14 protein-coding genes are annotated in these 14,821 nt (G+C 49.6%); 6 read left to right on the forward strand and 8 right to left on the reverse strand.

Annotated features, from left to right (window positions below):
* Positions 1-87: 87 nt before the first annotated feature.
* The 7 genes from gltA to HV832_RS02765 form a co-directional block, all read right to left on the reverse strand.
* Positions 88-1,392, reverse strand: coding sequence for a citrate synthase (gene gltA / locus HV832_RS02735; RefSeq protein WP_176801989.1), 1,305 nt, complete (start codon positions 1,390-1,392; stop codon positions 88-90).
* A 65-nt stretch (positions 1,393-1,457) separates the two neighbouring features.
* A complete protein-coding gene (locus HV832_RS02740) occupies positions 1,458-1,739 on the reverse strand; it encodes an FAD assembly factor SdhE (protein ID WP_176801990.1) in 282 nt (93 codons plus the stop codon).
* A 104-nt stretch (positions 1,740-1,843) separates the two neighbouring features.
* Positions 1,844-2,554, reverse strand: coding sequence for a succinate dehydrogenase iron-sulfur subunit (locus HV832_RS02745; protein ID WP_176801991.1), 711 nt, complete (start codon positions 2,552-2,554; stop codon positions 1,844-1,846).
* Positions 2,555-2,566: 12 nt separating this feature from the next.
* A complete protein-coding gene (sdhA, locus tag HV832_RS02750) occupies positions 2,567-4,342 on the reverse strand; it encodes a succinate dehydrogenase flavoprotein subunit (RefSeq protein WP_176801992.1) in 1,776 nt (591 codons plus the stop codon).
* 2 nt (positions 4,343-4,344) lie between these two features.
* Complete coding sequence (gene sdhD / locus HV832_RS02755; RefSeq protein WP_176801993.1) at positions 4,345-4,713, reverse strand: succinate dehydrogenase, hydrophobic membrane anchor protein; 369 nt, start codon at positions 4,711-4,713, stop codon at positions 4,345-4,347.
* The gene (gene sdhC / locus HV832_RS02760) at positions 4,714-5,121 is read right to left on the reverse strand and encodes a succinate dehydrogenase, cytochrome b556 subunit (protein WP_176801994.1); all 408 of its coding nucleotides are present in this window, start codon (positions 5,119-5,121) and stop codon (positions 4,714-4,716) included.
* A gap of 193 nt (positions 5,122-5,314) precedes the next feature.
* Positions 5,315-6,073, reverse strand: a complete 759-nt coding sequence (locus tag HV832_RS02765) for a GntR family transcriptional regulator (protein WP_223827118.1) — start codon at positions 6,071-6,073, stop codon at positions 5,315-5,317.
* Between the two features lie 368 nt (positions 6,074-6,441).
* Here HV832_RS02765 and HV832_RS02770 point away from each other — a divergent pair, with 368 nt between their 5' ends.
* The 5 genes from HV832_RS02770 to HV832_RS02790 all read left to right on the forward strand — a co-directional run bounded on the left by HV832_RS02770 (position 6,442) and on the right by HV832_RS02790 (position 12,272).
* Positions 6,442-7,431, forward strand: coding sequence for a malate dehydrogenase (locus tag HV832_RS02770; RefSeq protein WP_176801996.1), 990 nt, complete (start codon positions 6,442-6,444; stop codon positions 7,429-7,431).
* 67 nt (positions 7,432-7,498) lie between these two features.
* On the forward strand, positions 7,499-8,485 hold the full coding sequence (locus tag HV832_RS02775; RefSeq protein WP_176801997.1) for an HpcH/HpaI aldolase/citrate lyase family protein: 987 nt from the start codon (positions 7,499-7,501) through the stop codon (positions 8,483-8,485).
* Complete coding sequence (locus HV832_RS02780; RefSeq protein WP_176801998.1) at positions 8,482-8,955, forward strand: hypothetical protein; 474 nt, start codon at positions 8,482-8,484, stop codon at positions 8,953-8,955. Before HV832_RS02775 ends, HV832_RS02780 begins: the two co-directional genes overlap by 4 nt.
* Positions 8,956-9,106: 151 nt before the next feature.
* Positions 9,107-11,842 carry an aconitate hydratase AcnA gene (gene acnA, locus HV832_RS02785; RefSeq protein ID WP_176801999.1) on the forward strand — a complete coding sequence of 912 codons (2,736 nt, stop codon included), beginning with the start codon at positions 9,107-9,109 and terminating at the stop codon, positions 11,840-11,842.
* A 226-nt stretch (positions 11,843-12,068) separates the two neighbouring features.
* Complete coding sequence (locus HV832_RS02790) at positions 12,069-12,272, forward strand: hypothetical protein (RefSeq protein ID WP_399309767.1); 204 nt, start codon at positions 12,069-12,071, stop codon at positions 12,270-12,272.
* A 50-nt stretch (positions 12,273-12,322) separates the two neighbouring features.
* On the opposite strand, the gene HV832_RS02795 is transcribed toward HV832_RS02790, so the two are convergent.
* Complete coding sequence (locus HV832_RS02795) at positions 12,323-13,513, reverse strand: cystathionine beta-lyase (RefSeq protein WP_176802000.1); 1,191 nt, start codon at positions 13,511-13,513, stop codon at positions 12,323-12,325.
* A gap of 414 nt (positions 13,514-13,927) precedes the next feature.
* Here HV832_RS02795 and HV832_RS02800 point away from each other — a divergent pair, with 414 nt between their 5' ends.
* Complete coding sequence (locus tag HV832_RS02800) at positions 13,928-14,812, forward strand: type 2 periplasmic-binding domain-containing protein (protein WP_176802001.1); 885 nt, start codon at positions 13,928-13,930, stop codon at positions 14,810-14,812.
* Positions 14,813-14,821: the final 9 nt, after the last annotated feature.

Consider the following 14,821-nt stretch of genomic DNA (forward strand, 5'->3'; position numbering starts at 1 on the left):
TAGCATATATTTAGCGAATAAAAAAAGCGAGTCTCCAAGACCCGCTTTTCTCACTTTATCCTCACTCAAACAATTTGGACAGCGAAATTAACGCTTATCCATCGGAGGAACATCACGCTTTGGCGCACCGACAAACAATTGACGTGGACGGCCAATTTTCTGCTCAGGATCAGAAATCATTTCTTTCCATTGTGCGATCCAGCCTACTGTACGGGCCAGTGCAAAGATACCGGTAAACAAAGCTGTCGGAATGCCCAGCGCACGTTGCACAATACCAGAGTAGAAATCGACGTTAGGATACAGTTTACGCGAAACAAAGTATTCGTCTTCCAGCGCGATTTTTTCCAATGCCATTGCCAGCTTGAACAATGGATCATCTTGCAGACCCAATTCCTGCAGAACCTCATAGCAGGTTTCACGCATCAGTTTGGCGCGTGGATCGTAGTTTTTATAAACACGGTGACCAAAGCCCATCAACTTGACACCGGAATTTTTGTCTTTGACCTGCGCAATAAATGCAGGAATGTTGTCGACACTGCCGATTTCTTCCAACATGCTCAGTGCTGCTTCATTTGCACCGCCGTGAGCAGGTCCCCACAGACAAGCAATACCAGCAGCGATACAAGCAAACGGATTCGCACCGGAAGAGCCTGCCAGACGCACGGTAGATGTGGATGCATTCTGCTCATGATCTGCATGCAGGATCAGGATGCGATCAAGCGCACGAACCAGAACCTCGTTCACTTTATATTCTTCACATGGTGTGGAGAACATCATGTGCATGAAATTTGCGCTATAGGACAAATCATTGCGCGGATAAACGAAAGGCTGACCGATCGAGTACTTATATGCCATGGCCACCAACGTAGGCATTTTCGCGATCAGACGAATCGCAGACACTTCACGGTGATGCGGATCGTTAATATCTAATGAGTCATGGTAGAAAGAAGACAAGGCACCGACAGTACCGACCAGTACTGACATTGGATGCGCATCGCGGCGGAAACCACGGAAGAAGAATTGCATCTGCTCATGCACCATCGTGTGTTTCGTCACGGTGGATACAAATTTTTCTTTTTCTGCGGCATTTGGCAATTCACCATTCAGCAACAGATAGCAGGTTTCCAGGAAATCACCGCCATTGACAGCGAGTTGCTCAATAGGATAACCACGGTATAACAATTCACCCTTATCTCCATCAATATAAGTAATGGACGAATTACATGCTGCGGTTGACATGAAACCCGGATCGTAAGTGAATTTACCTGTCGCACCGTACAATTTACGGATATCAATCACATCAGGACCAATAGATCCTTTATAGATCGGCATTTCTAAAGATGGGGAACCGTCAGAGAACGAGAGGGTTGCTTTTGTTTCAGAATTAGTCATGGCTCTTCCTTCTGGTAAGAGGTGATTTGTTAATCAAAAAAAACACAAAAAAAATCGTTTCAAAGTCAGGCAGCGCGCAGGCGGGCCAATAATGCATGAACATGCGGCAGGTCCACCTCCGCAGAAGGCTCCTGCTTTCCCATCATCAGATCCATCAGCAGATTATCGGACAACTCCATCAGGCGACTAAACGCATCAACCTCCTCGTCCGTCATGAATTGCTCATTGACATCCAGAAAACGGGTAAGGATCAGATCATTTTCTAACAATCCGCGTCGTGCGCGCCAACGAAGGCGTGCGCGCTTCACCGGGTCACTTTGATGGGAGTTTACTGCGAGCTCAGACATAGTTACTTTCTTTTTGATGCTTTCTATTTCATGCAATTCTTAAGAAAAACTGCATGAAATAGAAGCGGCACAAGAGCTGCGCCGCCTCTGGGGCAAGACCGTAATTACACAGCCCGACGCACCATCAATTCCTTGATTTTGCCGATAGCACGTGTCGGATTCAGTCCTTTAGGGCAGACGTCCACACAATTCATGATTGTATGGCAACGGAACAAACGATACGGATCTTCCAGATTATCCAGACGATCCCCCGTTGCCTGATCACGCGAATCCGCAATAAAGCGATAAGCTTGCAGAAGCCCTGCCGGGCCAACAAATTTATCTGGATTCCACCAGAAAGACGGACAGGATGTCGAGCAGCATGCGCAAAGAATGCACTCGTACAGACCATCCAACTCCTCACGCTGCTCAGGAGATTGCAGACGCTCCTTCTCCGGAGGAATTTCATCATTCATCAGATACGGCTTGATCGAATGATATTGTTTGAAGAACTGAGTCATATCGACAATCAGGTCACGGATAACAGGCAAACCCGGTAACGGACGCAAGACGATAGGTTCCGTCAGCTCATTCAGATTAGTCGTGCAAGCCAGGCCATTTTTACCATTGATATTCATGGCGTCAGAACCACAGACACCTTCACGGCAAGAGCGGCGCAGCGCCAGAGAATCATCAACATCAGCCTTAATACGCTGCAATGCGTCCAGCAGCATTTTGTCGGTATCTTGCAATTCAACCGTCAGGTCTTGCATGTAAGGCTTAGCATCCTTATCCGGATCGTAGCGATAAATTTTAAATTTCAGTGTACGTGCCATATCAATATCTCTTTAGAATGTACGGGCTTTAGGCTTGAAGGTCTCTACAGTCAACGGTTTGGTATTGACTGGCTTGTAATCGAGGCGATTGCCTTCCGAGTACCAGAGTGTATGCTTCATCCAGTTATCGTCGTCACGTTTTTCGTAATCACGATGAGCATGTGCGCCACGGGATTCTTTACGTGCCGCAGCAGAAATAATGGTTGCCTTGGCTGTTTCAATCAGATTATCGAGTTCCAACGCCTCAACACGGGCTGTATTGAACACTTTGGATTTGTCTTTAAACGAGACATGCTTACGACGCTCGTCCAGAACCATGATTTCCTTCACGCCTTCCTGCAGCAACTCATCAGTACGGAAAACGCCGCAATGGTATTGCATCGTTTTGCGAATAGCATTTGCCACATCCTGAACACGCTCACTGCCATTCGATGTTTCCAGCTTAGACAAACGGGACATCGCAACATCCGCCGCATCAGCAGGCAATGGTTTGTGCTCCCTGTTTTTGAGGTGCGTCGCAACGATGTGATTACCGGCAGCACGGCCGAACACTACCAGATCTAACAGCGAGTTCGTGCCGAGACGGTTCGCACCATGCACGGACACACAGGCGCACTCGCCAATTGCATACATACCGTTAACGATTTCACTGGAGCCATTTTTTGGAGCCACAACCTGACCGTGAATATTGGTCGGAATACCGCCCATCTGATAGTGAATCGTCGGCACGACCGGAATCGGCTCTTTAGTTGCATCGACGTTGGCAAATTTATGACCGATCTCGAGAATCGATGGCAAACGTTTCATAATGGTTTCAGCACCGATATGGCGCAGATCCAGCAGAACGTGATCTTTATTCGGACCACAGCCACGACCTTCTTTAATTTCCTGATCCATGGAGCGGGAAACGAAATCGCGTGGCGCCAGATCCTTCAGAGTCGGTGCATAACGCTCCATAAAACGCTCACCCTGACTATTAATCAGAATACCGCCTTCACCACGCACACCCTCAGTAATCAGCACACCGGCACCGGCAACACCGGTCGGATGGAACTGCCAGAATTCCATATCCTGCAACGGCAGGCCAGCACGCGCTGCCATACCCATACCGTCACCGGTATTAATAAACGCATTGGTGGAAGCAGCAAAAATACGGCCGGCGCCACCGGTAGCGAACAGCGTAGTTTTCGCCTGCAGAATCATCACTTCGCCGGTTTCCATTTCCAGTGCCACGACACCGAGAATATCGCCATCCTGATCACGGATCAGATCAATCGCCATCCACTCGACGAAGAATTGTGTCCGGGCACGCACGTTGCGCTGATACAGCGTATGCAGCAATGCATGTCCGGTACGGTCAGCCGCAGCACAAGCACGCTGAACAGGCTTTTCACCGAAGTTTGCAGTATGGCCGCCAAATGGACGCTGATAAATCGTACCGTCTGCGTTACGATCGAATGGCATACCAAAGTGTTCCAACTCGTACACCACCTTTGGCGCTTCACGGCACATGAATTCAATCGCATCCTGATCGCCCAGATAGTCGCCACCCTTGACGGTGTCGAACATATGCCAGTACCAGTTATCTTCAGACATATTTCCCAACGATGCGCCGATACCGCCCTGAGCAGCAACCGTATGGGAACGGGTAGGAAATACTTTTGATAATACCGCGACGTTCAGGCCGGCTTCAGCCAGTTGCAACGAAGCGCGCATACCGGAACCACCAGCGCCGATAATCACCGCATCAAAACGACGGGTAGGAATTGTGGATTTAATCGCAGCCACTTTTACACTCTCCACAAAATCTGTGCTGCATAACCAGCACTAGCGATCAGCCACAAAATGGTGGCAACCTGAAATACCAGACGCACAAACACATTGTGCGTTACATAATCCATCCAGACATCACGCATACCTACCCAAGCGTGATACAGCAAGCACAGGACAACAGAAAACGTTGCCAATTTAAACCATTGGTGAGTAAAAATTCCTGCCCAGCCTTCATAAGTAAAATTACTACCCGTCAAAAACATCACCAGCAGTAAAACTGTGTACAAGGCCATCACAATTGCCGTAACACGTTGCGCCAACCAATCGCGCAATCCGTAATGAGCGCCGACGACCAGACGCTTAGGGCCAATATTGTTATTTGTCATTTAAAATACTCCAAACAATTTCAAGCCAATCAAAGCTGTCAAAGTCAGGCTAACTGCCAGAACACCGACCGCAGATTTGCGCGCAGTATGCTTATCCAGACCATAGTGAAGATCCATGAACAGATGGCGGACACCTGCGCTGAAGTGATGCAGATAAGCCCATACCAGCGCCAGAATCACCAGTTTGACGAAAACGCCCGATGTCAGCGCCTTCAGTTCTGCAAACGAGACTTCCGATGTCAGGCTTTTATCCAGCATAAACAGAATAAAAGGCAACAACAGGAACATCAGCATACCGCTTATGCGGTGCAATATCGACACAAACCCTGCCAGAGGCAACCGGTAGCCGGTTGCATCTATCAGGCGCATCACGCCATAGCGTGGCCTGCTCTTCACTACTTCAGACATAAATAATCTCCCCATTAACTAGTCTGCTGTTCAAAAATCCTGCAATTTTCGCTCATTTTGGTGCGACGCACCAACAAAAATGCACGCATTTTGCAAAATATATCTATCTTAATACCAATCCGGAATATACGCCGGACACTGTCCGATAAATTCCCTTTTCAGACAGGAGGAATCACCAAGCTCTTGACCTGACTCAACTCAATTCATTCCGGTAGTGGTGTTGCGATGTCAGATACAAGCCGCGACGCAACTCCACCGGCTTATCACCATAAGTAAAAGAAACCCGCTCGACATTCAGCAAAGGAGTCCCCTTCTCAATCTGCAGCAATTGAGCAACCGTTTCATCCGCGCAGATTGCCCGGATCTGCTCCGAAGCCCGAATCATGTGCGTTCCGAATTCCGTCTCAAACAAGCCATACATCGGCCCCTTGTATTCGTTCAACCTCTCCGCCGTCAATCCTTTGAAAATCGAGCCGGGTAACCACAGATCATCCAAAATGGTAGGTACACCGGAAAATGACTGCACGCGGCGAATAAAAACGACTGAGTCACCCGACTTGATTTCCAGCAGACGCGCCACCTCCGCCGGCGCACGCAAACGACGCACCTCGATAATCCTGTTTTCCGGGTAATGCGGCACCCCCTCATCCGGAGCCAGTCGCAAAAAACGGAATTGCGCCCTCGCCTCGTGATGCGTCGCAACAAAGGTTCCCTTACCCTGGCGGCGAACTACCAGATTTTCCGCCGACAACTCATCGATGGCTTTACGCACAGTTCCCTGACTGACTTTAAACCGGGCGGCCAACTCTATTTCACTGGGGATCAACTCACCCGGCTTCCACTCACCCGATTGAAGACTCTGGGTAATCAGTGATTTAATCTGCTGATATAAAGGACTAAATGTCGGGGAAACGCCAGCAGCGGAGGCCGCAACACCGGAGCTGGAACTCATGGTGCTTGCAGGGTAAAGATTGGCATTTGGCGTAATAGAAGTCATAGGCTGCAATTTCACCACAAAAACACCCGCGTCGTCCACAACAAACTGCTAACTGATATGTCTTATATAAGACATAAGATAGTCATTGACACACAGCAGGACAACACCTAAACTCCCGTACGAATAAAATCGGTTGTAAAACAAGACTGAATTTTTACACCCACCGAGCAATATAGTCCGAACCTCTGCAATGTAAAGCCCGAACGCATAGATTCATGCAAATTTGGCTGACTGCATGCACTTTCGGCAGTATCATAAGCGATTATCCGTTGCCGCCACTCATAGCGACAACACTGTTTTTCATACCACTTCGGAGATGCACCATGGCGAAATCCCCTATGCGCGTTGCAGTAACTGGCGCTGCCGGCCAAATCGGCTATTCCCTTCTGTTCCGTATCGCTAACGGCGACATGCTTGGCAAAGATCAGCCAGTTATTCTGCAATTGCTGGAAATCCCTGACGAAAAAGCACAAAAAGCGCTGAAAGGCGTCATGATGGAAATCGATGATTGCGCATTCCCGCTGCTGGCTGGCATGACTGCACACAGCGACCCAATGACAGCATTCAAAGATATCGACGTTGCCCTGCTGGTTGGCGCACGCCCACGCGGCCCGGGCATGGAACGCAAAGACCTGCTGGAAGCGAATGCGCAAATCTTCACCGTACAAGGCAAAGCATTGGATGCAGTCGCATCGCGTAATGTTAAAGTTCTGGTAGTCGGCAACCCGGCCAATACCAATGCGTATATCGCGATGAAATCGGCGCCAAGTCTGCCTGCGAAAAATTTTACTGCCATGCTGCGTCTCGATCACAACCGCGCATTGTCACAGGTTGCAGCCAAGATCGGCAAGCCAGTCGCTGCAATCGAAAAATTGTGCGTATGGGGCAATCACTCCCCGACCATGTATGCTGACTATCGCTTTGCCACTGCTGACGGCGCATCCGTTAAAGATCTGATCAACGATCAGGTCTGGAACAAGGACTTCTTCCTGCCAACAGTGGGCAAGCGCGGTGCAGCAATTATCGAAGCACGCGGCCTGTCATCCGCGGCATCTGCAGCGAACGCAGCAATCGACCACGTTCGCGACTGGGTACTCGGCACGAACGGCAAATGGACAACGATGGGCATTCCTTCTGATGGCTCTTACGGCATCCCTGAAGGTACGATGTTCGGCTTCCCTGTTACTACCGAAAACGGCGAATACAAGATTGTTCAGGGGCTGGAAATCGATGAATTCTCTCGTGAGCGCATCAATATCACCCTCAAAGAACTGCAAGAAGAGCGTGATGGCGTTAAGCACCTGGTAGGCTAATCGGCTACACAGAACAGAGTCCGTCTGTACGGGTTCTGTTCTTTTTATTTTCCATCATTCCAGACTGATGCATCCTTCCCAAGCCTTATTTCAGGATCACATTCAACCGATGCTGCTGCCGGTATGCGACCATTATGCAGGCTCAGAAAAGTTGATGCGCAAGTCAATGCAGCTGCAGGAGCAGTTAGGCCCACTGTTTGATATCACGTTTGATTGTGAAGACGGTGCAGCCAGCGGCAATGAGGCACAACATGCCCGTTTAGTGGCAGAACTGATCAACAGCGAACATAATCGCCACCGGCGCATAGGCGTCCGGGTGCACGATCTGCGACATTCCGCCTTTGAACAAGACTTATCACTGATACTCCCTGCTGCGGCCAACCGCCTGGCGTATCTTGTGTTACCTAAAATTGACTCGGCAGATCAAATCCGCAAAGCACTACAACGAATTAATTTTTATGCTGAAATGGGCGGACGGAAAAATCTTCCGGTTCACGTCCTTATAGAGAGCCATGAAGCACTGGCGGAAGTCATGGCGATCGCAGCTATTCCGCAAGTAGAATGCCTCTCCTTTGGCATCATGGATTTTGTTTCCGCACACTTTGGCGCAATTCCGGCACAAGCCATGCGCTCACCGGGACAATTTCAACACCCGCTGATCGTACGTGCAAAAGCAGAGATTGCTGCTGCCTGCCATCGCTATGGTAAAGTCCCATCGCACAATGTCACCACAGAAATCGCTGATCGCAATGTCGTAAGGCAAGATGCCCAACACGCCAGGGACGATCTGGGTTATACACGCATGTGGAGTATCCACCCCAACCAGATTACAGATATCATCGCCGTCATGGCGCCAGGTCAGGATGAGATCATGACCGCAGCCCAGATTCTGAAATCCGCACAGGACAATCAATGGGGTCCCATACAATTTAATGGCCATTTACATGACCGGGCAAGTTATCGTTATTACTGGACAATTTTAAAACGCGCCAAGATGAGCGCCATCACCTTGCCGCCGCTGGCACAGGAAATACTGGAAGGAGACTATACATGAAAACACTCATCATCCGCATTGCCGGGCTATTGGTTGCAGGCACCGCACTCTGCGCCCCCTTTGCGACACAGGCTGAAGCCCTGCAAGGCAAAGTGAAAGTCAAACAATCACGACATGCCACCAATGTGACCAAAGACGAGGACGAAGCAGAACCAGACATCCATCTCTCCAAAAATTTCGACTATCAGTGTGAACTTGGAAATTCAATCACCATGTACACCAATCAGGATGACACTCAGCACATGGCTATGCGCTGGAAAAAGCGCCTGTATCGCTTGACCCGCGTGGAAACCACGACAGGTGCCAGCCGTTTTGAGAATCCCAAAGCAGGGTTTGTGTGGATTGGTATTCCGGCAAAAGGATTATTACTGGATTCCCATAAAGGCCAGCAACTCGCCAATGAGTGCAAGACGACCGAACCGGTATTGGCGGAAGTTAACGCAGCAGAGGCAGCCACACAAGCCAAATAACAAGGTGCGGTGCAGGTAAATGATTGTTCACCGAACAATTTCCCAGCATTGTGAAGATTTATTCCCATCATTTCAGCGTGCCGCAAATGTTGGAAAAGGGAAAAGCAGCAAGCATGTTTTTGATCATTGATTTTGTAAATAAGGAACAGCCATGAGCCAAAATGCGTACCAAGATGCATTCAAAACCCTGAAAGATTTTAAGATTTCAGACACAAAGAAAGGCAAGTTCTTCTCTTTGCCAGCACTGGAAAAAAATCTGGGCGTAAAAATTTCCCGCTTGCCAGTTTCTATCCGTGTGGTTCTGGAATCTGTTCTGCGTAACTGCGACGGTAAAAAAGTTACTGAAGAACACGTTAAGCAATTAGCGAACTGGGGTGCAACTGCTGCCCGCGTTGACGAGATTCCCTTCGTCGTATCCCGTGTTGTATTGCAGGATTTTACTGGCGTTCCTTTGCTGGCCGACTTGGCAGCGATGCGTAACGTCGCTGCCAAACAGAGGAAAAATCCGAAAAATATCGAACCACTGGTTCCAGTTGATCTGGTCGTTGACCACTCCGTACAGATTGATCACTTCCGCGAAAAGAAAGCGCTGGATCTGAACATGAAACTGGAATTCTCGCGTAACAATGAGCGCTATCAGTTCATGAAATGGGGTATGCAGGCATTCGACACTTTCGGCGTAGTTCCTCCAGGCTTCGGTATCGTTCATCAGGTGAATCTGGAATACCTGGCCCGCGGCGTGCACAAAGTCAAAGATGCGAAGAAAAACGAAGTCTACTATCCTGACACACTGGTTGGCACCGACTCCCACACCACCATGATTAACGGTATCGGCGTAGTCGGCTGGGGTGTTGGCGGTATCGAGGCGGAAGCCGGTATGCTGGGTCAGCCAGTCTACTTCCTGACACCTGATGTCGTCGGCGTGAACCTGACTGGCGCATTGCGTGAAGGCGTGACCGCAACCGATCTGGTTCTGACCATCACTGAAATGCTGCGCAAAGCAAAAGTTGTCGGCAAATTCGTTGAATTCTTCGGCGAGGGCACACGCTCCCTGTCCCTGACAGACCGCGCAACCATCGCCAACATGGCACCGGAATACGGCGCGACCATGGGTTTCTTCCCGGTTGACGAAGCAACGATTGATTACTTCAAAGGCACAGGCCGCACCAAGGCAGAAATCGACGCATTCGAAGGCTACTTCAAAGCGCAAAAAATGTTCGGTATTCCGAAAAAAGGCGATATCGACTACACCACTGAGTTGAGCCTGGATCTATCCACTGTTACCCCATCACTGGCTGGCCCTAAACGTCCTCAGGACCGTATCGAAATCGGCAATGTGAAATCTACTTTTGCAGATCTGTTCTCTAAGCCCGTCGCAGAAAATGGCTTCAACAAAAATGCCGATGATCTCGGTAAAGAGTACACCAATGCAGACGGCGTCAAAGTAAAGAACGGTGACGTTCTGATCGCTGCGATTACTTCCTGCACCAACACCTCAAATCCTAGCGTCTTGCTGGCAGCAGGTCTGGTCGCGAAGAAAGCAGTTGAAGCTGGCCTGAAAGTACCTGCCCATATCAAAACATCGCTGGCACCTGGCTCGCGCGTTGTGACCAAATATCTGGAAGCAGCAGGTCTGTTGCCATACCTGGAAAAACTCGGTTTCGGCGTCACAGCCTACGGCTGCACCACCTGTATCGGTAATGCAGGTGACCTGACACCGGCAATGAACGAAGCGATCGTTGCTAACGACATCGTGGCCGCTGCAGTCTTGTCCGGCAACCGTAACTTTGAAGCGCGTATCCACCCGAACATCCGCTCCAATTTCCTGGCCTCCCCACCACTGGTCGTTGCTTACGCAATCGCTGGCAATGTCACCAAGGATCTGATGACTGAACCTGTTGGCACAGTCAAGGGCAAAGATATCTATCTGGGCGACATCTGGCCATCCAGCGAAGAAATCAACAAGCTGATGAAATTTGCGATGAACTCCAAAACGTTCAAAGAAAACTATGCAGACGTCAAAGGCGCACCAGGCAAACTGTGGGAAAACATCAAAGGCGTGGCAGAAGGCGAAGTCTATAACTGGCCAACGTCCACCTATATTGCTGAACCACCATTCTTTGCTGATTTTGCCATGGAGCCAAAAGCTGCAGCGACCGGCATTACTGGCGCACGTGCGCTCGGCGTATTCGGTGACTCCATCACGACAGACCACATCTCTCCAGCTGGTTCGATCAAAGAATCCAGCCCTGCAGGCAAGTGGCTGAAAGAAAACGGTGTGCTGAAGGCAGATTTCAATTCCTACGGATCACGCCGCGGTAACCATGAAATCATGATGCGCGGTACATTTGCTAACGTGCGCATCAAAAACCTCATGATCCCTGCACGCGAAGATGGCTCTCGCGTCGAAGGTGGCGAAACACTGTTCCAGCCAACCGGCGAACAGATGTCCATCTACGATGCGGCAATGAAATACGTCGCCGACGGTACACCGACCATGATTTTTGGCGGTGAAGAGTACGGCACTGGATCATCCCGTGACTGGGCAGCAAAAGGCACGCAATTGCTGGGCGTCAAAGCAGTGATCGCACGTTCTTTTGAACGTATCCACCGCTCCAACCTGGTAGGTATGGGTGTCTTGCCGCTGCAATTCCTGGCTGGCGACAGTGTTGACTCTCTGGGCATTACAGGCAACGAGTCTTTCGACCTGAAAGGTATCGAAAACGATATCAAGCCACAACAGGAAGTGACTCTGGTGATCAACCGTGCCAATGGTGAAACGAAGGAAGTTAAAGTACTGTTGCGCATCGATACCCCAATCGAGGTGGATTACTACAAGCACGGCGGCATCCTGCCATTCGTTCTGCGTCAATTGCTGGCTGCCTGATTCAACCTCCATTCCTTGAAACGGAAATGGGAAGTCAGTCAAAAAACGATCTCTGCGGAGATCGTTTTTTTTTGCTAATCCGATGTTTTTTGGCAGCACATTTCTTCGTCCTGAAAAAATGCAAGGAAGGTGTAAGCGAGGCAGCATAAGCTGAACTCATGACAACAGCGCTATGAGGTGTTTTCTTTCCCGGCTTGTCGTCAATCTTTCATTTATTCAGGAGACAATGATGTGGAAAATTCTGGTGGGCTTTATCGTATTCGCTGCTGCGGCACTGTTTTTTATTTTCAAGGCAGGCGACAAAGTCGATATGCAAGGTGAAGCCGGTGGCCACAATCAGTCTGAAGTGCATTCCTCCGCACCTGCGAGCACAACCGCAGACATGGCAGTACCGGCACCGGCCAGTGATGCTGCAGCAGGCAGCAAGTAAAAGTTTCCCCCTCGATCACGCAGCAATTCAGCCGGCTGGCGCGCTTCCTGTCAGCCGGTTTTTTTCATCTTGCCCAGCGCCTGCTCAATGTCGGCAATCAAATCCTCAGTTTCTTCCAGTCCGATATTGAAACGGACCAGATTACCCTGCTCCTCCCACTGAGAACGCATCTGCCGGATGCGGTAAGGAACGCACAGACTATGCGCCCCACCCCAGCTGAATCCAATCTTAAACAAATGCAGACTCTCGACAAAGCAATCCGTCTGCGCTTCGCTGAATGCGGGATTAAATAACACCGAGAATAAACCACCTGCGCCTGTGAAGTCACGTTTCCAGATATCATGTCCCGGACAATCAGGTAATGCAGGGTGCAGGACTTTGTGAATTTCCGGACGCGCACTCAGCCAGCGGGCGATCTCTGTGGCGCTTCTATCATGTGCTTCAAAGCGGAGTTTCAATGTCGGTAAATTACGTAAAATCAGATAGACATCATCCATACCGACACCCATCCCCAATCGCATATGCGCCATTTGTAATCGCTGATTCAAATCTTTGTCACGGGTAATCAATGCGCCCATCAACACATCTGACCCACCGCTCTGGTACTTGGTCAATGCCTGCATGCTGATATCCACCCCATGCTGAAATGCCTGAAACGCGATCCCGCCTGACCACGTATTATCCAAAGCCACCAGCACTCCACGCGCATCCGCGGCAGCACAGATGGCAGGAATATCCGGCACCTCCATCGATACCGAACCCGGCGCCTCTGTCCAGATCAGCTTTGTGTTTTCCTGAATGAGTCCGGCAATGTCCGCACCGATGAGTGGGGGGTAAAAACGGACGCTGATGCCGAAGCTCTGACTGAGCCAGAGAGCCAGCTCCCGGTTCGGACCATAGACATTATCGGGAATCAGCACATCGTCACCACTGCTCAGCAGTGCCATGTCTACCAGCATGATTGCCGCCAGGCCGCTCGGTGCCAGCAGACAATGCTGCCCCCCCTCAATCGCTGCCAGCCGCGCTTCCAGGGTAAAACTGGTTGGCGTGCCATGCAAACCATAGGTATATGCAGATTTGTCCTGCCAGCTTCTGGCGCGCATGGCAGCCACACTGTCGAACAAAACCGTAGAAGCATGATGAATTGCCTCAGGAAATGCCGAAAAACCTGCCGGTGCCGTGTATGGATGATGCAACAGTCTGCTGGTAAAACCAGATAATTTCTTTGATTCGCCGTTCATCCTGAGCCTTCACTATAATAATTTGAAAAATGACTATCAAAATAGATTTCCTATATACTCCCCCTAGTATATATTTTCCACCCTTTGTTCATCTGAACGATGGGTCGTTCTATAAAAAATAACTGGGGAGTATATGTTTAATTTATGCTCATCTTCTGCCCCAGCAGACCCGGATGTCATGGACAGGTCAAACATGCAGGCTAACATTCACTGGTATTCGGATGCAGATGCGGGGTCAACACAATATTGGACAGAAACCAAATACCCCAGACTATCCAAATTTTGATACCTTATAGAAAGTAATTCTGCTGCTTATGCAAAAATCAGAATGATTACGCACGCGGATAACTGAAAAATAAAGTTTGTTCTTCCACATTTCAGACTAATACTCCGGCAACACCACATTATCGACCCATGAGTTTTATCATTCATTACATCTGCGCCGGACTCCTTGCCATCCTTCTATCCGGCGTAACGACTGCATCGGCTGAAATAACCCGAGTAGTTTATTCACGGGGCGAAGTAGCAAACGATACACGTTACCAAGACGTGATCGAAATTCTCCATACTGCACTGGAAAAAACACGCCCTCAATGGGGAGATTATACTTGCACGCCGAGTACGTTGATGATGCCGGGAAAACGGCTGTTACGCGAACTGGCCCTGCCCGAACATAGCATCAACATCGCCTGGTATCCCACTTCAAAGGAGATGGAGCAACGTTTCAGCGCAATCCGTATCCCGCTGCGTAAGGGTATTCTTGGCTATAGAGTGGCATTCATTCAGCAGAAGCAGCAAAGCCGGATAAATCAGATCAACAGCGCCGAAGATTTAAAGGAGCTGCGCTTAGGTCAGGGCTCCGGCTGGAGTGACAATGCCATTTATGCAGCACATGGCATTTCTGTGGTGCAAGCACAGTATACGCAATTGTTTAAAATGCTGGCAGCAGACCGTTTTGACCTGTTTCCGCGTGGAGTCGGAGAAATTTTGACCGAATATCAGCAACATCAGGCTGATAACCCGGAACTGGTCATCGAGAAAAACCTGCTGATTTATTACCCGTTTCCCTACTATTTCTTCTTTAATAAAGAAGACAGGACAATCAAAGACCGAATCGAGGCAGGTTTACGGATAATGAAAAAAGACGGCAGCTTCGATGTCATTTTCAAAAAATACAACCAGCAAGCGATCGATAAGCTGAATCTGAAATCCCGCCGCATTATCCGCCTGAGCAATCCGAATCTGCCGGCGGACACGCCATTGAACGATAGCAGCCTCTGGTATGTTCCTGAAAAATAGCTCGCAGCC

Origin of the sequence: Cognatundibacterium oligocarboniphilum, assembly GCF_013377855.1 — a bacterium.
GTDB lineage: Bacteria > Pseudomonadota > Gammaproteobacteria > Burkholderiales > Burkholderiaceae_D > Undibacterium > Undibacterium oligocarboniphilum.

Coding starts and splice junctions, on each gene's coding strand:
- gltA (WP_176801989.1), bottom strand. CDS start 1,392: ATGACTAATTCTGAAACAAAAGCAACCCTCTCGTTCTCTGACGGTTCC.
- HV832_RS02740 (WP_176801990.1), bottom strand. CDS start 1,739: ATGTCTGAGCTCGCAGTAAACTCCCATCAAAGTGACCCGGTGAAGCGC.
- HV832_RS02745 (WP_176801991.1), bottom strand. CDS start 2,554: ATGGCACGTACACTGAAATTTAAAATTTATCGCTACGATCCGGATAAG.
- sdhD (WP_176801993.1), bottom strand. CDS start 4,713: ATGACAAATAACAATATTGGCCCTAAGCGTCTGGTCGTCGGCGCTCAT.
- sdhC (WP_176801994.1), bottom strand. CDS start 5,121: ATGTCTGAAGTAGTGAAGAGCAGGCCACGCTATGGCGTGATGCGCCTG.
- HV832_RS02765 (WP_223827118.1), bottom strand. CDS start 6,073: ATGAGTTCCAGCTCCGGTGTTGCGGCCTCCGCTGCTGGCGTTTCCCCG.
- HV832_RS02770 (WP_176801996.1), top strand. CDS start 6,442: ATGGCGAAATCCCCTATGCGCGTTGCAGTAACTGGCGCTGCCGGCCAA.
- HV832_RS02775 (WP_176801997.1), top strand. CDS start 7,499: ATGCATCCTTCCCAAGCCTTATTTCAGGATCACATTCAACCGATGCTG.
- HV832_RS02780 (WP_176801998.1), top strand. CDS start 8,482: ATGAAAACACTCATCATCCGCATTGCCGGGCTATTGGTTGCAGGCACC.
- acnA (WP_176801999.1), top strand. CDS start 9,107: ATGAGCCAAAATGCGTACCAAGATGCATTCAAAACCCTGAAAGATTTT.
- HV832_RS02790 (WP_399309767.1), top strand. CDS start 12,069: ATGATGTGGAAAATTCTGGTGGGCTTTATCGTATTCGCTGCTGCGGCA.
- HV832_RS02795 (WP_176802000.1), bottom strand. CDS start 13,513: ATGAACGGCGAATCAAAGAAATTATCTGGTTTTACCAGCAGACTGTTG.
- HV832_RS02800 (WP_176802001.1), top strand. CDS start 13,928: ATGAGTTTTATCATTCATTACATCTGCGCCGGACTCCTTGCCATCCTT.